This window comes from Micromonospora sp. R311 (assembly GCF_056780015.1).
The window spans coordinates 271883-291414 of sequence record NZ_JBSWCE010000001.1; the positions used below are offsets into that span (position 1 = coordinate 271883).

General features: G+C 70.9%; 13 protein-coding genes. 10 read left to right on the plus strand and 3 right to left on the minus strand.

From position 1 onward, the window contains the following. Nucleotides 1-4: 4 nt before the first annotated feature. Entirely contained in the window at nt 5-1333 is a 1329-nt protein-coding gene (locus tag AC1WTP_RS01225; protein WP_481647382.1) for an aminopeptidase P family protein, read from the minus strand. Beyond that, the gene (locus tag AC1WTP_RS01230; RefSeq protein ID WP_481647383.1) at nt 1326-2678 is read right to left on the minus strand and encodes an alpha/beta fold hydrolase; all 1353 of its coding nucleotides are present in this window, start codon (nt 2676-2678) and stop codon (nt 1326-1328) included. The genes AC1WTP_RS01225 and AC1WTP_RS01230 overlap by 8 nt, the downstream gene beginning before the upstream one ends. A gap of 308 nt (nt 2679-2986) precedes the next feature. Here AC1WTP_RS01230 and AC1WTP_RS01235 point away from each other — a divergent pair, with 308 nt between their 5' ends. After that, complete coding sequence (locus AC1WTP_RS01235) at nt 2987-3976, plus strand: LacI family DNA-binding transcriptional regulator (protein WP_481647384.1); 990 nt, start codon at nt 2987-2989, stop codon at nt 3974-3976. A gap of 138 nt (nt 3977-4114) precedes the next feature. On the opposite strand, the gene AC1WTP_RS01240 is transcribed toward AC1WTP_RS01235, so the two are convergent. After that, nucleotides 4115-5305 (minus strand): cytochrome P450, encoded by a 1191-nt coding sequence (locus AC1WTP_RS01240; protein WP_481647385.1) that lies wholly within the window; start codon nt 5303-5305, stop codon nt 4115-4117. Nucleotides 5306-5777: 472 nt separating this feature from the next. Here AC1WTP_RS01240 and AC1WTP_RS01245 point away from each other — a divergent pair, with 472 nt between their 5' ends. The 9 genes from AC1WTP_RS01245 (at nt 5778) to AC1WTP_RS01285 (ending at nt 19410) form a co-directional block, all read left to right on the plus strand. Continuing rightward, entirely contained in the window at nt 5778-8876 is a 3099-nt protein-coding gene (locus tag AC1WTP_RS01245) for a beta-L-arabinofuranosidase domain-containing protein (RefSeq protein WP_481647386.1), read from the plus strand. 472 nt (nt 8877-9348) lie between these two features. Next, the gene (gene araB / locus AC1WTP_RS01250) at nt 9349-11046 is read left to right on the plus strand and encodes a ribulokinase (protein WP_481647387.1); all 1698 of its coding nucleotides are present in this window, start codon (nt 9349-9351) and stop codon (nt 11044-11046) included. Beyond that, a complete protein-coding gene (locus tag AC1WTP_RS01255) occupies nt 11043-11741 on the plus strand; it encodes an L-ribulose-5-phosphate 4-epimerase (RefSeq protein WP_481647388.1) in 699 nt (232 codons plus the stop codon). The genes araB and AC1WTP_RS01255 overlap by 4 nt, the downstream gene beginning before the upstream one ends. Nucleotides 11742-11885: 144 nt before the next feature. After that, complete coding sequence (locus AC1WTP_RS01260; RefSeq protein ID WP_481647389.1) at nt 11886-12881, plus strand: ABC transporter substrate-binding protein; 996 nt, start codon at nt 11886-11888, stop codon at nt 12879-12881. Between the two features lie 171 nt (nt 12882-13052). Then, entirely contained in the window at nt 13053-14600 is a 1548-nt protein-coding gene (locus AC1WTP_RS01265) for a sugar ABC transporter ATP-binding protein (protein WP_481647390.1), read from the plus strand. Next, on the plus strand, nt 14593-15726 hold the full coding sequence (locus tag AC1WTP_RS01270) for an ABC transporter permease (RefSeq protein ID WP_481647391.1): 1134 nt from the start codon (nt 14593-14595) through the stop codon (nt 15724-15726). Before AC1WTP_RS01265 ends, AC1WTP_RS01270 begins: the two co-directional genes overlap by 8 nt. Beyond that, nucleotides 15723-16718 carry a galactofuranose ABC transporter, permease protein YjfF gene (gene yjfF, locus AC1WTP_RS01275; RefSeq protein ID WP_481647392.1) on the plus strand — a complete coding sequence of 332 codons (996 nt, stop codon included), beginning with the start codon at nt 15723-15725 and terminating at the stop codon, nt 16716-16718. Before AC1WTP_RS01270 ends, yjfF begins: the two co-directional genes overlap by 4 nt. 30 nt (nt 16719-16748) lie before the next feature. Next, on the plus strand, nt 16749-18254 hold the full coding sequence (gene araA / locus AC1WTP_RS01280; RefSeq protein WP_481647393.1) for an L-arabinose isomerase: 1506 nt from the start codon (nt 16749-16751) through the stop codon (nt 18252-18254). A gap of 130 nt (nt 18255-18384) precedes the next feature. Continuing rightward, on the plus strand, nt 18385-19410 hold the full coding sequence (locus AC1WTP_RS01285) for a LacI family DNA-binding transcriptional regulator (protein ID WP_481647394.1): 1026 nt from the start codon (nt 18385-18387) through the stop codon (nt 19408-19410). Nucleotides 19411-19532 lie beyond the last annotated feature (122 nt).

The following is a 19532-nucleotide window of genomic DNA, read 5'->3' on the forward strand; positions in this document are numbered from 1 at the left end:
CGTGTCACACAGCTTGAGCGGCCGCCATCCACTTCTCCAGGCCGGCGGCCTCCAGCGGCAGCGCGCTGGACAGCACCTCCCGGCCGTCCGGCGTGACCAGGAGGTCGTCCTCGATGCGCACGCCGATCCCGCGCAGCTCCGGCGGCACGGTCAGGTCGTGCGCGTGGAAGTACAGCCCGGGCTCGACCGTGAGCACCATGCCGGGTGCCACGACCGCGCCCTGATAGGCCTCGGCCGCGGCCCGGCCGCAGTCGTGCACGTCCAGCCCGAGGTGGTGGCCGATCCCGCACGCCAGATAGCGCCGGTGGTGCTGCCCGGTGTCCGAGAGCGCCTCGTCCACCGAGACCGGCAGCAGTCCCCAGTCCGCCAGTCCCCGTGCGATCACCTCCATCGCCGCGTGGTGGAACTCGGTGAACCGGCGGCCCGGTCCCACCGCCGCCAGCCCGGCCCGGTGGGCCTGCTCCACCAGGTCGTGCACCTGCCGCTGGACGGGCGAGAACTGCCCGGAGGCGGGAAACGTGCGGGTGACATCGGCGGTGTAGTAGCTGTTCACCTCGACGCCCATGTCGAGCAGGAGCACCTCGTCCGGCAGCACCGGACCGTCGCAGCGCACCCAGTGCAGTGTGGGCGCGTGCCGGCCGCTGCCGACGATGGTGGCGTAGCCGGGGCCGTTGCCGTACGCCCGGGCGTGCCGGTCGAAGGTGCCCTGCAGCCACCGCTCCCCAGGTCCCGCGATCGCGGTCGGGATCTCGCGGACGACCGCGGCGAAGCCCTCGACCGTGCGGTCCACCGCCTGCCGGAGCTGACCGATCTCCCACTCGTCCTTGTGCATGCGCAGTTCCGCGAGGGTGCGGGCGACCTCCTCGTCCCGGGTCACCCTTTCGGTGAGTTCCGCGAGCGGCCGGACCTCGACGCCCAGCGCCCGCGCCCAGTCGGCCGACCCCGGTGCGGCCCCGACCCACAGCTCGCCGTGCCGGGCGTCGGTGAAGAACCCCGGGTCACCGGGATGGGCGGGCGGCGGGAGGTAGAGGGTGGCCTCGCCGCCGCGCAGCACCACCGTGGCGTTCTCCGCCGCACAGCCGGTCACCCAGAAGAAGTCGCTGTCCGGACGGAAGTCGTATGTCGTGTCGTTGCTGCGCACGGGCGCCTCCCCCGCCGCCAGCACGATGGTCCGGCCGGGGAGCGCCTCGGCCAGCCGAGCCCGGTGGGCGGCGGCCGCCTCGGCGGCGCCGGGCACGACCGGCGGGGTACGGTCGGGCACGCCCCAGCCCGTCGTCATGTACTCCGCGAACGCCGGGATCTCCGACAGCTTCGGCGGCCTGCCGTCACGCATGGGGAGCTCCTTCCCGCGACCGGCCCCGGTCGGGCCGTCTGACGGCGCCCCCGGTCCCGGTGACTCCGCCACCCACGTCGCGGACCAGCTCGGTCAGCCGGGCGAAGACCCGGTCGTCGTCGCGGATGCCGTCGTGTTCGTACTCGTTGGTGATCCAGGTCTGGACGTTGCCGACCCGGGCGGCGGTGTCCAGTTGCAGGCCCGCGTCCACGTACATGTCGTCGTAGTAGACGGCGGCGGCGACCGGGATCTCGTTGGCGGCCAGCCGGTCGAGGTCGTACAGCCGCGGCCACTCGTCCCGGGTGGCCAGCAGCTCGACGGCGGCGCGGAACGGGCGCAGCTCGGCGATCTCCTCGAACATCCAGGGATAGATCATCTCGCCGGTGAACAGCAGCGGCCTGGCCTCCTCGGCGAACTGCGGGTGCCTGCCCCGTTCGGCCTGCGCCGCCCAACCGGTGGCGCCCGAGCCGTGCCCGTAGATGCTCTCCTGCAGGGCGGCGAACAGCGGGTTCTCGCTGTACGCGCTCCTGGCGAGCACCTGGTGCAGGAACGTCGCCGACAGCTCGTCCCCGGCGAAGGCCTCGTCGAGCAGCCAGTGCATGCGCTGGTAACCGGGCTTCATGCCGAGGTCGATGCCGAGCGACTGCAGCCGCCGGACCGTGAGCACGTCACCGTCGGGCAGCAGCACGTCGCCCTCGGCCAGCCGGTCGGCGATCCGACCCACCTGGCCGACCTGATGCGGATACCGCCGGTAGAACTCCCTGTTCTTCCCCTCCACGCGGGGATAGGTGCGCCGGTAGACCTCCGCGGCCGACGGGTCGAGACCGGGCAGGCCGCCGGTGACGTAGCAGGCACTCAGGCCTTCCGGGGCCGTCGACAGGTAGGTCAGCGTGATGAAGCCGCCGTACGACTGCCCGAGGGTGGACCAGCGCCTGCCGCCGAAGACGGTCTTCCGCAGGTGCTCGTGGTCGGCCACGATCGAGTCGGCCCGGAAGCACGCGAGGAAGGCGGCAGCCGCCTCGGCCGACGCGAACGCGCTCATCCGGCGACCGTCGACGCGGGTGCTGCGGCCGGTGCCACGCTGGTCGACCAGGACGACGCGGTGCTCGCGCAGCGCCTGGCCGAGCCAGCCCGACCGGTCGAGCGGACGCGGGCCCTTCCCGCCGGGACCACCCTGCAGGTAGACCAGGCACGGCAGGTCCTCGCCGGCCCGCACCGGATCGACGATCTCTCGGGCGAAGATCTGGATGGTGCCCCGCGCCGGGTCGGACCAGTCCAGCGGCACCTCGCTCACATGGTCCCGGATGCGCATGCCGGGGATGGTGTAGCTAGCGGTGACGGTCATCCGGCATCAGCCGCTGGGGCTTCAGTAAGGTGTGCCATTGCACTGAACCCTATGCATGACCGGCAGCACCTGCCAAGAGGGGAATGCGACTCTTCCTCGGGATCTGCTGCCACTCGAACGCGACCAGGCCGGGCGGGCGGGGCAGGGCGGCGGCTCGCCGACACCCGTCGGCAACGCCGGAGCATGGGGCGCTCCCAGCAGCGTTACAGTGATCGACGACGTCGAACAGAAGGCGGGAGCAGTTGTCCGGAGGCGGTTCAGCGAGTCAGGCGGGAACCGGCAGCGCGAGCCGGCCGCGCGCCACGGTCATGCAGGACGTCGCGCGGCTCGCCGGGGTTTCCCACCAGACCGTCTCCCGGGTGCTCAACAATCATCCCAACGTGCGGCAGGAGACCAGGGAGCGCGTCGTCCAGGCGATGGAGGCGCTCAACTACCGCCGCAACCTGGCCGCCCGCACGCTGGTCACCCGACGCTCGGGGACGCTCGGCATCGTCGGATTCGAAAGCACCCTGTTCGGGCCCGCCTCGATGCTGTACGCCATCGAGGACGCCGCCCGCGCCGCCGGATACTTCGTCAGCGTGGCGACGGTCCGCCGGCTCGACCGGCAGTCGGTCCTGGACGCGGTCGACCGGCTCACCCAGCAGTCGGTCGAGGGCATCATCGCGATCTCGCCGAAACCGGCCGTCACCAACGCGTTGGTTCAGGTGGCGCCGGTTCTCACCTGCGTCGGCGTGGGCGGGGGCCCCGGCGACGACGGCGTCCCGACGGTCCGGGTCGACAATCGCGCCGGCGCGGCCCTGGCCACCCGCCACCTCCTGGAGCTCGGTCACGCGACCGTGCACCATGTCGCCGGCCCGCCGGACTGGCCCGAGGCGGTGGAGCGGGTCGACGGCTGGCGCGACACCCTGTACGCGGCCGGCGCGGTCGTGCCACCGATCCGGCCCCGGGAATGGAGCGCCCGATCGGGTTACGAGCAGGGCCGGCAGCTGGCTGCCGACCCGACCGTCACCGCGATTTTCTGCGCCAACGACCAGATCGCGCTGGGTGTGCTCCGAGCACTGCACGAGGCGGGCCGGCGGGTGCCCGAAGACGTCAGTGTCGTCGGGTTCGACGGCATGCCCGACTCCGAATACTTCCTGCCTCCGCTGACCACGGTCCGCCAGGACTTCGCCGAACTCGGCCGGCGCAGCATCGACATGCTGCTTCGCAGGATCGGCTCAACCGGTCATTCGGCCGAGCACATGCTGCTGGAGCCCGAACTCATCCGGCGGGAGAGCGCCGGTAGCGCACGGGCCTGACCGGACGGTCGCGCGCGGCGGAGCACCGCGCCGGGTCGGCCCGGCGGTCGCGGACGCGCCGCCGGGAGCAGCTCCCCGGCGGCGCGCGCAGGATCGTCGAGCGCTCGTTCTCCGTTCGGCTGCGCACCGGGTCCGCCGTCACACCTGCAGCGGCAGCTGGTTCCGGTGGAGACGGAAGGCGTCGAGGTCACCCGGACCGGCCGCGAGTCGCAGGTTGGGGAGCTGCTGCGCGATCCGTTCGAACATGATCCGACTTTCCAGCCGGGCGAGGTGGGCCCCCAGGCAGAAGTGGATCCCGTACCCGAAGGCGAGGTGCCTCCGGACGTCCGAGCGGTGGATGTCGAACTCGTGCGGCTGGTCGAACACCGCGGGGTCCCGGTTGGCTCCCCAGAGCGACAACCCGACCCGGTCGAACGCCGGAATGCGGCCACCGGCGATCTCGACGTCCTGGAAGGCGAACCGCGGTGGCACGATCTCGACCGGCCCCCGGAACCGGAGGGTTTCCTCGACCACCGCAGCCGCCAGCGCCGGCTCCGCCCGCAGCGCGTGCCACTGTTCGGGGTGGGTGAGCAGGAGCCGGAGGCCGTTGACGATCAGGTCGACGGTCGTCTCCTGGCCGGCGATGAGCAGCAGTTGCACCAGGGCCACCAACTCGTCACGGTCGAGCCGGTCACCCTGGTCCTCGAGGGCCACCAGCTCGGACATCAGGTCGTCCGCCGGTGCCGCCCGACGCCGGGCGGCCAGCTCGTCGAGGTAGGCCGCGAACGCGATGGTGGCCGCCGGGCCGTCCATGCTGGCCGACACGATCGCGGCGGACCAGGCCCGGAACCGCGACCGGTCCGCCTCCGGAATGCCCACCAGCTCGGCGATGACGTTCACCGGCACCGGATCGGCGAGGTGGGTCACCGCGTCGACCCGTCCCCGCCGGCGCGCGTCCGCGACCAGCCGGTCGGCGAGATCGCCGATCCACGGCTCCAACCGGGCCACCGCGCGGGCCGTGAAGCCGCCGCTGACCAGCCCGCGCAGCCGCGTGTGGTCCGGCGGATCCAGGTTGATGAGCTGGCGGGCCTCGATCCTCGCCATCTCGTCCAGCTGGTGCCCGGGTGGCGGGTGCAGGTCGGGGTGGTGTCGGTACACCTCGTGCCCGATCGCCGGATGACGCAGCCCCGCCAGCACGTCGGCATGGCCGGCGACCACCCAGAGCCGGTTGCCCGCGGGGTCGATCTGCAGCACCGGTCCCCCGCTGTCGCGTACCCGGTCGTAGAACTCGTGGGGGTCGCGGTGGACCGCCGGACACCACAGCTCCGACAGGTCGAACGTGGCGGCCACGCTGCCTCCTCGATCGGGTTCACGACCGCCGCCCACCCGCCTCCGGCCGGGTGCCGGCGGCCCGGGGCGTCGGAAACGCCCGCCGGGTACGGCACCCGCGCGAGGCCAGGCAGCTCAGTTAGCGTTAACATAGATACGTTTCAGGGCCGTGTCAAACACGGAACTTTACCTGTCCGTAGGGATTGACGGCTGCTCAAGTTAACGCTCACACTCCTGACAACGGTGGCCCGGATGCAGGTGCCGCACCCACCTCTCCGGACCCCGGGACGCCGGCTTCCGCCGACCCGCCCGACCCGCAGTTGGAACCGCCGACAACTGGCCGAGCTTGACGACCCCGAACTGGCCCGACGGCATCCGCCCGACACCGGCCGGCACGTTGCCGGGGTCACCCGATCCTGTGGATCCGGATACCGCGAGCAGACGCCTGGGCAGGCGGTCTGCCCCCGACACCCACCTGGAAGGACGATCCAAAGTGGCCCAGTCCGACAAGCTCTCCGTCAATCGACGTCAACTGCTCCAGGCCTCAGCGATCGGTGCGGCCGCGGTGGCCGGCGCCGGTGTTCTTCCGGCGGCCGCTGCCCAGGCGGCACCGGAGACCGGAACGGCGACCGGCCCGACGGCGCTCAGCCTGACCCCGCCCGACCCCGGTCCCGGCGGCACCGCCCCGGTCCGGCCGTTCCCGCTGCGCGACGTGACGCTGGGCAACGGCCTGCTCCAGGAGAAGCGCGACCGCATGAAGAACTTCCTGCGGCAGTACGACGAGCGACGCTTCCTGGTGCTGTTCAACAACCAGGCCGGTCGACCGAACCCGCCGGGTGTCGCGGTGCCCGGTGGCTGGGAGGACGGCGGGCTGCTCAGCGGCCACTGGGCCGGCCACTTCATGACGGCCCTGGCACAGGGCTACGCCGACCAGCGCGAGCCCATCTTCAAGACCAAGCTCGACTGGATGGTCGACGAGTTGGCCGCCTGCCAGGCCGCGATCACCGCCCGGATGGGCACCGGCGGCCCCGGCGAGGAGGATCCGGACGAGCCGCAGATCGGCCGCGTGCCGGGCCGGTTCGGCAGCGGGCTGCGCCTGAACGGCCCGAGCCGGGCGCAGTACGTGACCCTCCCCCAGGAGGCGATCAGCCAGCTCAGCGACTTCACCATCGCCACCTGGGTGAACCTCGCGTCCGCCCAGAACTGGAGCCGGTTGTTCGACTTCGGCCAGAACACCACGGTCAACATGTTCCTCACCCCGCGTGCCGGCGTCACCGGCAACGTGCCGCGGTTCGCGATCACCGTCGGCGGGTCCGGCGGCGAGCAGCAGATCAACGGCAACGCGGCACTGCCGACGAACCAGTGGGTCCACCTGGCGGTCACGCTGTCACAGAACACCGGGACGCTGTACGTCAACGGTCAGGTGGCCGGCACGAACGCGAACATGACCCTCAACCCGTCCAACCTCGGAAACCCGGGAAACCGGTGGATCGGGCGGTCGCAGTACGGCGACCCGTTCCTGGACGCGACCGTCGACGAGTTCCACATCTTCGACCGGGCCCTGACCCAGCAGCAGATCCAGTCGCTGCTGGACTCGCCGGCCGGCACCACCGGCGGTGGGACGATCGCCTGGTACCGGTTCGACGAGGACGGGGGCACCACCATCCGCGACGCCTCCCCGAACGGCCGGGACGGCGGCATCGTGCCGAGCCAGAGCGGCGGGACGCAGCTGTGGATCCCCACCCACCCGGGCTACGTGGGCGCCATCCCGGAGGACGCGGTGCTCCGGCTCGGCCCGCCGCGGTGGGCCGTCTACGGCGGCAACGCGAGCACCAACACCTGGGCTCCCTGGTACACCCAGCACAAGATCATGCGTGGTCTGCTCGACGCCTACTACCACACCGACAACCAGAAGGCACTCGACGTGGTCGTCAAGATGGCCAACTGGGCGCATCTCGCGCTGACCGTCGGGGACAAGAACCATCCCAACTACACCGGTCCGATCACCCGGGACAACCTGAACTACATGTGGGACCTCTACATCGCCGGCGAGTTCGGGGGCGCGAACGAGGTGTTCCCCGAGATCTACGCGCTCACCGGCGACGCGAAGCACCTGGAGACCGCCAAGTGCTTCGACAACCGGGAGTCGCTGTTCGGCGCCTGCGTGGAGAACCGGGACATCCTCGTCGTGACGCCGCAGAACCGGCCCGGCCGTCGCCGTCCGGAGCGGCTGCACGCCAACACGCACGTGCCGCAGTTCATCGGATACCTGCGCGTCTACGAGCACAGCGGTGACCAGGAGTACTTCCAGGCGGCGAAGAACTTCTTCGGCATGGTCGTCCCGCACCGCATGTTCGCCAACGGCGGGACCAGCGGCAACTACCCCGGTTCCAACAACAACATCGAGCTGTTCCAGAACCGGGGCAACATCGCGAACGCGATCGCCCAGGGCGGCGCGGAGACCTGCACGACGTACAACCTCATCAAGTTGGCCCGCAACCTGTTCCTGCACGAGCACGACCCGGCGTACATGGACTACTACGAGCGGGGCCTGCTCAACATGATCACCGGCTCCCGCGCGGACACCACGAGCGTCAGCAACCCGCAGGTCACCTACTTCCAGCCGCTGACCCCGGGCGCGAACCGCAGCTACGGCAACACCGGCACCTGCTGTGGGGGGACCGGCCTGGAGAACCACACCAAGTACCAGGAGACGATCTACCTCAGGTCCGCCGACGGCAGCACCCTGTGGGTCAACCTGTTCGCGTCGTCGACGCTGACCTGGGCCGAGAAGGGCTTCACCATCACCCAGGAGACGAGCTACCCCCGCAGCGACCGCACCAGGCTGGTCGTGAACGGCAGCGGCCGGCTCGACATCAAGCTGCGGGTCCCGGGATGGGTGCAGAAGGGGTTCTTCGTCTCCGTCAACGGCGTCGCCCAGAACGTCGAGGCCAAGCCGGGCAGCTACCTGACGCTGAGCCGGTCGTGGTCGCCGGGAGACACCATCGAGGTCCGGATGCCGTTCAGCATCAGGATCGAGCGGGCGCTGGACCGCCCCGACACGCAGGCGATCTTCTGGGGTCCCGTCCTCATGCAGATCCTGGGGAACCCGGGCAACGGCGGCTACCGCGAACTGACCCTCTACCGCCACCTCAAGCGGGACGGCGACTACGCCCGCTCGGCGATCACCCACGCAAGCACGACCGGGGCCGGTGACCCGCTCTTCACCACGCACGGCTTCACCCTGCGGCCGTACCACATCAGCGACTCGCAGCCGGTGTCGTCGTACTTCCGCCGGGTCGAGCCGACGATCGTGTTCGGGTCCATCGACACCGGCGTGCCCAACTACAAGCGGAACGACGGACTGCCGCGCTACGACGTCCCCGTGACGGGTGTCCCCTCGCCCGGCACCGACGGTCCGACCTTCCTCGACCTGGTGTGGGACGAGGCGCCCTTCGCCGAGCACGGGCAGTTCGTGTCGGTCGTCGCCCGCACCGCGGAGGCGTTCCTCGACGCGGGGATCTTCACCGGTGCGGAGAAGGACCGCGTCGTCTCGAACGCCGCCCGGGCGGGCGGCGAACTCGCGCCGTAGGCGCACCGGGGGCGTCCCGTCGGGGACCGACCCCTGACCGGCACCGACCCCCTGGCGGGCGGCGGTTCGGACGACCTCGTCGACCGGACCGCCGCCCCGGCCGTGCCCGGGCCGGGGCGATCAGGAACGCCGCCGTCCCGGCGCGCGCTCACAGACGCGGGTGACGGCAGAGGCCGATGCCCGTCGAAGGACAGCCGTCGACATCCGCTGGCGCGGCCGGGGGCCGGTCGCGCCCGAGCTCGGCGATGACACCCCCCAGTCGCGGCCGGTGAGCGCGCACATGTCTGGTCGGCCGCGACAACAGCGGCGTCGGCCCTTCACCTGCCGGGGACCGCACTGGGCCGCACAAACCGGATAGTCGCTGGTACGACGGTCGGCGGCAGCGGCGTTGCGAGCATGTTTCCAACAGGCCCCTTGACGAGCACGAATGTGAGCGCTAACACTAATGCCCAGCAGGCGAGCGGAGGATGTCATGAGCGTGTCGGCGGAGCCGGACGACCGGTTCGTCATCGGCGTCGACTTCGGAACCTTGTCCGGGCGTGCCCTGGTGGTACGGGTGCGTGACGGCGCCGAACTGGGCACCGCGGTGCACGCCTACCGCAGCGGCGTCATGGACCAGGTGCTGGCCGCCGACGGGCAGGCGCTGCCGGCCGACTGGGCCCTGCAGGATCCCGACGACTACCGGGACGTGCTGCGGCACGCCGTCCCCGCGGCGCTCGCCGCGAGCGGTGTCGCCGCGGACCAGGTCATCGGCATCGGGATCGACTTCACCGCCTGCACGGTGCTGCCCACCCTGGCCGACGGCACCCCGCTGTGCGAGCTGCCCGACCTGCGTGTCCGCCCGCACGCCTACGTCAAGCTGTGGAAACACCACGCCGCCCAGCACCAGGCCGACCGGATCAACGCCCTGGCCCACCAGCGCGGGGAGCCGTGGATCGGTCGCTACGGCGGCAAGATCTCCGCCGAGTGGCAGTACGCCAAGGCGTTGCAGCTGCTCGAGGAGGACCCCGAGGTCTACGCCCGGGCGGAGCGGTGGATCGAGGCCGCCGACTGGATCGTCTGGCAGTTGTGCGGTACCGAGACCCGCAACGTGTGCACCGCGGGATACAAGGGCATCCGGCAGGACGGCCGCTATCCGTCCCGGGAGTACCTGGCCGCGCTGAACCCGGACTTCGCCGACTTCGTCGAAAAGATCGACGGTCCGCTGGCGGCGTTGGGTGAGCGGGCCGGTGGGCTGACCGCGCAGGCCGCGGCGTGGACCGGCCTGCCCGAGGGCATCGCGGTGGCGGTCGGCAACGTGGACGCGCACGTCACCGCCGCGGCCGCGCAGGCCCTCGAACCGGGCCGGCTGGTCGCCATCATGGGCACCTCCACCTGCCACGTCGTCAACGGCAGGGAGCTGGCCGAGGTTGCCGGCATGTGCGGCGTGGTCGACGGCGGCATCAGCGCCGGCCACTGGGGCTACGAGGCCGGCCAGAGCGGGGTCGGCGACATCTTCGGCTGGTACGTCGAGCACGCCGCACCCGACGGGTACGCCTCGCACGAGCTGCTCAGCGAGCAGGCCGCCGCGCAACCCGTGGGCGCGCACGGGCTGGTGGCGCTGGACTGGTGGAACGGCAACCGGTCGTTGCTGGTCAACCACGACCTGAGCGGGGTGATCGTCGGGCTGACCCTGGCCACCCGGCCGCCGGACATCTACCGTGCGCTGCTGGAGTCCACCGCGTACGGGACCCGCATGATCATCGAGGCGTTCACGGCGGCGGGTGTGCCGGTGGACGAGCTGATCGTCGCGGGCGGACTGACCAGCAATCCCCTGCTGATGCAGATCTACGCCGACGTGACCGACCGGCCGCTGGGCATCATCGGCTCCACCCAGGGTCCGGCGCTGGGCTCGGCGATCCACGCGGCGGTCGCGGCCGGGGCCCATCCCGACGTACCGACGGCCGCCGCGGCGATGGGCCGGGTCGACCGCGACGCGTTCCTGCCCGATCCGGAGCGGGTCCGCGCCTACGACGCGCTGTACGCCGAGTACCGGCGACTGCACGACCACTTCGGCCGGGGCGGCGACGACGTGCTGCTGCGCCTGCGCGCCATTCGGAACGCCGCCCGATCGGCGGCCACTCCCCCGCCGGCCGACGAGGCCGCGCTTTCCCTGGAGGTGATGGCATGAGCGACCGGTCGGTCATGGGCGCCGAGGTGGCGCGGCTGCGCGAGACGGTGGCCGCCCTGCACGCCGAGCTGGTCAGGTACAACCTGGTCGCCTGGACGGCGGGGAACGTCTCCGCGCGGGTGCCCGGTCGGGACCTGATGGTGATCAAGCCGAGCGGCGTGTCGTACGACGACCTGCGGCCCGACAACATGGTGGTCTGCGACCTGGACGGAGTCGTGGTCGAGGGAGACCTGTCGCCGTCGAGCGACACCGCCGCGCACGCCTACGTCTACCGGGCGATGCCCGACGTCGGTGGCGTCGTGCACACCCACAGCAGCTACGCGACCGCCTGGGCCGCCCGGGGCGAGTCGATCCCCTGCCACCTCACGGCGCAGGCCGACGAGTTCGGCGGTGAGATCCCGGTCGGCCCGTTCGCGCTCATCGGCGGCGACGACATCGGCAAGGGCATCGTCGCCACCCTGTCCGGGCACCGCTCACCGGCGGTGTTGATGCGCAACCACGGCGTCTTCACCATCGGGCCGAACGCCAAGGCGGCGGTCAAGGCCGCGGTGATGTGTGAGGACGTCGCCCGTACCGCCCACCTGGCCCGGGCGCTCGGCGAACCGCTGCCGATCGCCGCCCAGGACATCGATTCGCTCCACGCGCGCTACCAGAACGTCTACGGCCAGACCAGCATCCCGTCGGCCCGCCGGTAGCGCGGCCGGTCCCCCGGCCGGCCCCGCGCTCCCCCCGGGTCGGCCTGGTCCGACGCACCTCCGTCCGGCACCACCAGTGGCTTGACCGTCCAGCGCGCTGGCACGGCCAGGTACCCCCACCTCACCCCCACAGGGAGTCAGCACATGATGAACAGTGGCAACATCACCCGCCGCGGGTTCGGCGCCGTCCTGGCGGCCGGGCTGCTCGCCACCGGGCTGGCCGGCTGTGCCAACAGCGACACCGGCGGCTCCGGCGGTGACGACAAGATCGTCCTCGGCTTCTCGCAGGTCGGTGCGGAGAGCGGCTGGCGCACCGCGAACACCACCTCGATCAAGGACGCCGCCGCGGCGGCCGGGATCGAGCTGAAGTTCGACGACGCCCAGCAGAAGCAGGAAAACCAGATCAAGGCGATCCGCAACTTCATCCAGCAGAAGGTCGACGTGATCGCCTTTTCGCCGGTGGTGGAGTCGGGCTGGGACACCGTGCTCAAGGAGGCCAAGGACGCGGGGATCCCGGTGATCCTGACCGACCGGGCGGTGGACTCGGCCGACAAGTCGCTCTACAAGACCTTCCTCGGCTCCGACTTCGTCAAGGAGGGCCGGCTCTCCGGTGAGTGGCTGGTGGAGCAGACCAAGTCCGCGACCGGTCCGGTGAACATCGTGGAGTTGCAGGGCACCACGGGTTCGGCGCCGGCCAACGACCGCAAGAAGGGCTTCGCGGAGGCGATCGCCGCCAACCCCAACCTGAAGGTGATCGCGTCCCAGAGCGGTGACTTCACCCGGGCCGGCGGCAAGGCCGTCATGGAGCAGTTCCTCAAGGCCAACCCGAAGATCGACGTGCTCTTCGCGCACAACGACGACATGGGTCTGGGAGCGCTCGAGGCGATCACGGCGGCCGGCAAGGTGCCCGGCAAGGACATCACCATCATCACCATCGACGCGGTCAAGGACGGCATGCAGGCCCTGGCCGACGGGAAGTTCAACTTCATCGCCGAGTGCAGCCCGCTGCTCGGGCCCCAGCTGATGGACCTGGTGAAGAAGGTGAAGGCCGGCGAGGAGGTGCCCGCCCGGATCGAGACCGAGGAGACCACCTTCACGTCTGAGCAGGCCAAGGAGGCCCTGCCCAACCGCAAGTACTGACGGGCCGGGCCGGGCACTCCTCGTGCCCGCGTTCGTCGCCGCGGGCGGGCCGGCGGTGTCGACCACACCGCCGGCCCGGGCCGCTCTCCCGTGCCGTGCGCGGCGGGCCGGGACGCCGTGGACGGTCGCGGCGGCCGCGCACCTGACGACAATCACGAAAGGTCTGGTGGGATGTCGGATAGGCATCCGGTCCTGACGATGACCGGGATCAGCAAACTCTTCCCGGGGGTCCGTGCCCTCGACAGTGTCGATTTCCGGCTGTTCCCCGGCGAGGTCCACGCCCTGATGGGTGAGAACGGCGCCGGCAAGTCCACGCTGATCAAGGTATTGACCGGGGTGTACGGCAGTGACGCCGGAACCATCACCCTCGACGGCGCCCGGGTCGCCTTCTCCGGCCCCATGCAGGCCACCGCGGCCGGCGTGAGCACCGTCTACCAGGAGGTCAACCTCTGCCCGAACCTGTCCGTGGCGGAGAACATCTTCATCGGGCGTCAGCCGGGCCGGTTCGGGACGGTGGGTTGGCGCGAGATGCGCCGCCGCGCCGCGGCCCTGCTGGCCCGCCTCGACCTCGACATCGACGTCAGCGAGCTGCTCGGCACCTACTCGCTCGCCGTCCAGCAGATGGTGGCGATCGCCCGCGCCGTCGACGTCCGGGCCCGGGTGCTGATCCTCGATGAGCCCACGTCCAGCCTGGACGCCGACGAGGTGGCGCAGCTCATGCGCATCATGGGTCAGCTGCGCGACGAGGGCATCGCGATCCTCTTCGTCACGCACTTCCTCGACCAGGTGTACGGGATCGCCGACCGGATCACCGTGCTCCGGAACGGTCGCCTCGTGGGCGAGTACCGGACCGCCGGGCTACCGCAGTTCGCCCTGGTCCAGAAGATGATCGGCAAGGAGCTCGGCACGCTGGAGCGACTCGACGAGCACGCCGGGCGGGACCTGGCCGCGGTCGAGACGGGTACCCCGGTGGTCGAGGCGACCGATCTCGGCCGGACCGGCTCGGTCGCGCCGTTCAGCCTCACCATCCACCGCGGGGAGGTGGTGGGCATGGCCGGCCTGCTCGGATCGGGCCGGACCGAGGTCGCCCGGCTGTTCTTCGGCGCCGATCGGGCCGACCGGGGTCGACTCGCCGTGGACGGCCGTCCCGTCACCATCCGGGGACCGGTCGCCGCCATCGAGCGGAACATCGCGTTCTGTTCGGAGAACCGACGTACCGAGGGCCTGGTGGGCGAGCTGTCGGTACGGGAGAACATCATCCTGGCGCTGCAGGCGGCCCGCGGATGGTTGCGGCCGGTGCCTCGGCGCCGGCAGGACGAACTGGTCCGGCGCTACATCGACGCGCTGAGCATCCGCCCGGCCGACCCGGACACGCCGGTGCGCAACCTCTCCGGCGGGAACCAGCAGAAGGTCGTCCTCGCCCGCTGGCTGATCACCGAGCCGCGGCTGCTGATCCTGGACGAGCCGACCCGGGGCATCGACATCGGCGCGAAGACCGAGATCCAGCGCCTGGTGGTGCAGCTCTCCGACGGTGGCATGGCCGTGCTGTTCATCTCCGCCGAGTTGGAGGAGGTGCTGCGGCTCAGCCACAAGGTCGCCGTGATGCGGGACCGGCAGCTGGTCAGCGAACTGGCCAACGACGACAGCCTCGACGCCGTACGCGTCATGCGCGTCATCGCGAGCGGAACGGAACACGAAGGGCGGGACGGGCATGAGTGAACGTGGCGAGCACGGCGCGTCGGTTCCTGCCGGCGGCGTCGGAGGTGCGGGCACGAGCACCTGGCGGACACGGGTCTCCGACGTCACCGGTCACCGGCTGTTCTGGCCGGTCGTGGTGCTGGTGGTCCTGCTGGCGGCGAACGCGGCCTACCGGCCGAGCTTCCTGGTCGTCGAGGTCAAGAACGGGCACCTGTACGGCAGCCTGATCGACATCATCCGGCTCAGCGCCCCGCTCATCCTGGTCGCCATCGGCATGACCCTGGTGATCGCCACCGGCGGGATCGACCTGTCCGTGGGATCCGTGGTCGCCGTCAGCGGCGCGGTGGCCTGCCTCCACATCAGCCGACAGCCGGACCAGGACAGTCTCGGCGGCGTGCTGACCGCCCTGGCGATCGCCCTGGGGATCGCCCTGCTCCTGGGCGCCTGGAACGGCCTGCTGGTCGCCGTGATCGGCATTCAACCGATCATCGCCACCCTGATCCTGATGGTCGCCGGCCGGGGACTGGCTCAGTTGATCACCTCGGGGCAGATCATCACCGTCAACAGTGACCCCTACCGGATGATCGGGGTCGGTCACGTGCTGACCCTGCCGTTCGCGATCGTCATCGCGCTGGCGGTGACGCTGCTGGTGGCGGTGCTGACCCGGCGTACCGCGCTGGGGATGATCATCGAGGCGGTCGGGGGCAACGCCGAGGCCAGCCGGCTGGCGGGCATCCGCGCGCGGCGGATCACGATCCTCGTGTACGTCGCCAGCGCCGCCTGCGCCGCCGTGGCCGGGTTCATGATGACCGCGAACGTGTCCAGCGCCGACGGCAACTCCGCCGGTCTGTGGGTCGAGCTCGACGCGATCCTCGCCGTGGTCATCGGCGGCACGTCGCTGGTCGGCGGTCGCTTCTACCTCGGCGGCACCATCGTCGGCGCGCTGCTCATCCAGACCCTGACCACCTCCGTCTACGCCATGAACATCGACCCGCAGACCTCCCTGCTGTTCAAGGCGATGGTGGTGATCGTGGTCTGCCTCATCCAGGCACCGGCGTTCCGCGCCCGGCTCCGCCGCCGGCGCGTCCCCGCGACGGCACCGGCGGCTCCCGCCGGCGATACGAAGAAGGAGCAGGTGCCGGCATGAGCACGAACCAACTGACCGGGCGACTGGACCGGCCGACGTGGTGGCGGCTGCCGCGACGTCAGGTGCCGGTGCTGGTCAGCCTCGGTCTGCTGCTGGTCATGTACGCCATCGGCGTCTCGCAGTACCGCGCCTTCTCCAACGTCCAGGTCGTCTTCAACGTGTTCATCGACAACGGGTTCCTCCTCGTCGTCGCGGTCGGGATGACCTTCGTGATCCTCACCGGTGGCATCGACCTGTCCGTGGGCTCGGTGGTGGCGATGACTGCGATGGTGTCGGCCGCGCTGCTGCGCGACGGTCTGCCACCGGCGCTGGTCCTGCTGATCGCGCTGCTGATCGGGCCGACGCTCGGGTTCGTGATGGGCTGCGTGATCCACTTCTTCGACATCCAGCCCTTCATCGTCACCCTGGCCGGGATGTTCTTCGCCCGCGGCATGTGCACGTGGATCAGCTCGGTGTCCGTTCCCATCACCGACGGCTTCTGGACCGGCGTCGCGCAGGAACGGATCAGGATCGGCGACAACTTCGTGACCGTCAGCGTCCTGATCACGGTCGCGGTGGTCGCGGTGGCCGCGTACACGCTCGCCTACACCCGGCTGGGCCGCAACGTGTACGCCATCGGCGGCAACCGGCAGTCGGCGCTGCTGATGGGCCTGCCGGTCGGCCGTACCCGGATCGCCGTCTACACGATCAGCGGCCTCTGCTCCGCGATCGGCGGTATCCTGCTGTCCTTCTACACCCTGTCCGGGGCTCCGCTGATCGCCGTCGGCATGGAGTTGGACGCGATCGCCGCGGTGGTCATCGGCGGCACCCTGCTCACCGGCGGCGCCGGATACGTCCTGGGCACCATGCTCGGTGTGCTGGTGCTCGGCGTGATCCAGACGCTGATCACCTTCGACGGCACGCTCAACTCCTGGTGGACCAAGATCGTGATCGGCGGCCTGCTGTTCGCGTTCATCGTGCTCCAACGCCTCATCGGCGTCCGCAAGAAGTAGTCCTCCACCCGATCATCGGAAGGCAACCCCATGACTCGCCCATCCCCGGCCCCCGAGGTCTGGTTCCTCACCGGCAGCCAGGGCCTCTACGGCCCGGAGACCCTGCGTCAGGTGGCCACCCAGTCCCAGCAGATCGCCGCGCGGCTCGACGCCGATCCCGCCATCCCGGCCCGGGTGGTCTGGAAGCCGGTGCTCACCTCCAGCTCGGAGATCCTGGCCGTCTGCCGCGACGCCGCCGTCCAGGGAGCCGTCGGGGTCATCGCCTGGATGCACACCTTCTCGCCGGCGAAGATGTGGATCTCCGGTCTGGACGCGTTGCGGACCCCCCTGCTGCACCTGCACACCCAGGCGAACGTGGCCCTGCCATGGTCCGAGATCGACATGGACTTCATGAACCTCAACCAGGCCGCCCACGGCGACCGGGAGTTCGGGTACGTGCAGACCCGGCTCGGGGTCGCCCGCAAGACGGTCGCCGGGCACGTCAGCAACCCGCAGGTCGTCGCCCGGATCGCGGCATGGACCCGGGCCGCGATCGGGTACGCCGCGACCCGGTCGCTGCGGCTGGCCCGCTTCGGCGACAACATGCGCGACGTGGCCGTGACCGAGGGCGACAAGGTCGAGGCGGAGCTGCGGTTCGGTGTCTCGGTCAACACGTACGGGGTGAACGACCTGGTGGCCGCCGTCGACGCGGTTGCCGACCCGCGGGTCGACGAACTGGTCAAGGAGTACGACGACAGCTACCGGCTGGATCCCGCCCTGCGGCCCGGCGGCGACCGGCACGACTCCCTGCGCTACGCGGCCCGCATCGAGGCCGGGTTGCGGGACTTCCTCACCGCCGGCGGATTCGGCGCCTTCACCACCAACTTCGAGGATCTCGGTGGGCTGCGGCAGCTGCCGGGGATCGCCGTGCAACGGCTGATGGCGGACGGCTACGGCTTCGGTGGCGAGGGCGACTGGAAGACCTCGGTGCTCGTGCACACGCTCAAGGCCATGTCGGTCGGGACCAGCGGCGGCACGTCCTTCATGGAGGACTACACCTACGACCTCACCCCCGGCCAGGAACTGGTCCTCGGCGCGCACATGCTGGAGGTGTGCCCGAGCATCGCCGCCGCGACGCCGAGCGTGGAGGTCCACCCGCTGGGCATCGGCGGACGCGAGGATCCGGTGCGGTTGGTGTTCGACGCGCGACCCGGTCCGGGCGTGGTGCTGGGGCTGGCCGACATGGGCGAACGGTTCCGCCTGGTCGCCAACGAGATCGACGTCGTCGCCCCGCCGCAGCCGCTGCCGAAGCTGCCCGTCGCCCGGGCGGTGTGGCGTCCCCGCCCGGATCTCGCCACCTCGGCGGAGGCCTGGCTCACCGCCGGCGCACCGCACCACACCGTCCTGTCCCAGGCCGTCGGCGTCGAGGAACTGCACGATTTCGCCGAGATGAACCGGACCGAACTGGTGGTGATCGACGCCGGAACGACCGCCCGACGGCTGACCGACGAGCTTCGGTGGAATCAGGCGTATTTCCGATTGGCCAAGGGATTCTGAGACATGGATTGCTGACATCAACGGGTTATCGGTGCGCTTCCGAACTGCGGGAGCGCACCGGCGATCTCGCCCGCGGCCGGAATTCGACCGCGCGGCGTGGGCGATACGATAACCACGAGGGGGGACTGTCATGCGCCAGCAGCCGGCCGCCCGCGCCGCGGTCATGAGCGACGTCGCACGGCTCGCCGGTGTCTCGCACCAGACCGTGTCCCGGGTCCTGAACAACCATCCGAGCGTCCGCCAGGAGACCCGGGAGCGGGTGCTGCGCGCCGTGCACCAGCTCAACTACCGTCCCAACGCGCTGGCCCGAGGTCTCGCGGCGCGGCGCTCGAACGTCATCGGCGTGGTCAGCTTCGACACCATCCTCTACGGCCCGGCCGCCACCCTGCTCGGCATCGAGCGCGCCGCGCGCGCGGCGGGCTACGGGATCAGCATCGTCACCCTGGAACGGCTCGACCGGTCCGGGGTCACCTCCGCCATCAACGCCTTGAGCGAGCAGTCGGTGGCCGGGGTCGTGCTCATCGCGCCGATGGTCAGCGCCGCGGTCGCCGTGCACGGCCTGCCCACCGGCGTACCCGCGGTGGTCGTCGAGCCCGGCGGCCACGCCGAGCTGCCCAGCGTCTCGGTCGACCAGGTGACCGGCGCCCGCCTGGCCGTCGAGCACCTCCTCGCGCTCGGCCACGAGACGGTGGTGCACATCGCCGGTCCCCGTGACTGGCTGGAGGCCCGCGACCGCGTCGACGGGTGGCGGTCGGCCCTGGAGGCGGCCGGTCGACGGGTTCCGCCGGTCATCACCGGCGACTGGAGCCCCCGGGCGGGCTACGAGATCGGGCAGTCCCTGGCCGAGCGACGGGACGTCACCGCCGTGTTCTGCGCCAACGACCACCAGGCGCTCGGTCTGCTTCGTGCCCTGCATCAGCGGGGCGTGCGGGTGCCCGAGGATGTCAGCGTGGTCGGGTTCGACGACATCCCCGAGGCCGAGTACTTCTCTCCACCGCTGACCACCGTCCGGCAGGATTTCGACGAGGTCGGCCGCCGGTGTGTCGCGGCTCTGCTGGACCTGCTGAACGCCGACCCGTCGACCGAGCGACCGAAGCCGTCCCCGGTCGAACCAACGCTCGTGGTCCGCCGCAGCAGTGGCAGCGGGAAGTCCTGAGTGCGGCACTGCCTCGTTCGGCGCGACTGCTGACGGCCTCCGCACGCTGCTCGACGGTGAGCCGACCAGCGCCGTGGGCACCGCCTACCCGCCGCGATGGTGCTGCGCCTGCCGCCACCGCG

Excerpts from the sequence above, each read along its gene's own strand:
- AC1WTP_RS01270 (WP_481647391.1), top strand. The coding sequence starts at position 14,593 with ATGAGTGAACGTGGCGAGCACGGCGCGTCGGTTCCTGCCGGCGGCGTC.
- araB (WP_481647387.1), top strand. The coding sequence starts at position 9,349 with ATGAGCGTGTCGGCGGAGCCGGACGACCGGTTCGTCATCGGCGTCGAC.
- AC1WTP_RS01285 (WP_481647394.1), top strand. The coding sequence starts at position 18,385 with ATGCGCCAGCAGCCGGCCGCCCGCGCCGCGGTCATGAGCGACGTCGCA.
- yjfF (WP_481647392.1), top strand. The coding sequence starts at position 15,723 with ATGAGCACGAACCAACTGACCGGGCGACTGGACCGGCCGACGTGGTGG.
- AC1WTP_RS01260 (WP_481647389.1), top strand. The coding sequence starts at position 11,886 with ATGATGAACAGTGGCAACATCACCCGCCGCGGGTTCGGCGCCGTCCTG.
- AC1WTP_RS01265 (WP_481647390.1), top strand. The coding sequence starts at position 13,053 with ATGTCGGATAGGCATCCGGTCCTGACGATGACCGGGATCAGCAAACTC.
- AC1WTP_RS01230 (WP_481647383.1), bottom strand. The coding sequence starts at position 2,678 with ATGACCGTCACCGCTAGCTACACCATCCCCGGCATGCGCATCCGGGAC.
- AC1WTP_RS01235 (WP_481647384.1), top strand. The coding sequence starts at position 2,987 with ATGCAGGACGTCGCGCGGCTCGCCGGGGTTTCCCACCAGACCGTCTCC.
- AC1WTP_RS01255 (WP_481647388.1), top strand. The coding sequence starts at position 11,043 with ATGAGCGACCGGTCGGTCATGGGCGCCGAGGTGGCGCGGCTGCGCGAG.
- AC1WTP_RS01225 (WP_481647382.1), bottom strand. The coding sequence starts at position 1,333 with ATGCGTGACGGCAGGCCGCCGAAGCTGTCGGAGATCCCGGCGTTCGCG.
- araA (WP_481647393.1), top strand. The coding sequence starts at position 16,749 with ATGACTCGCCCATCCCCGGCCCCCGAGGTCTGGTTCCTCACCGGCAGC.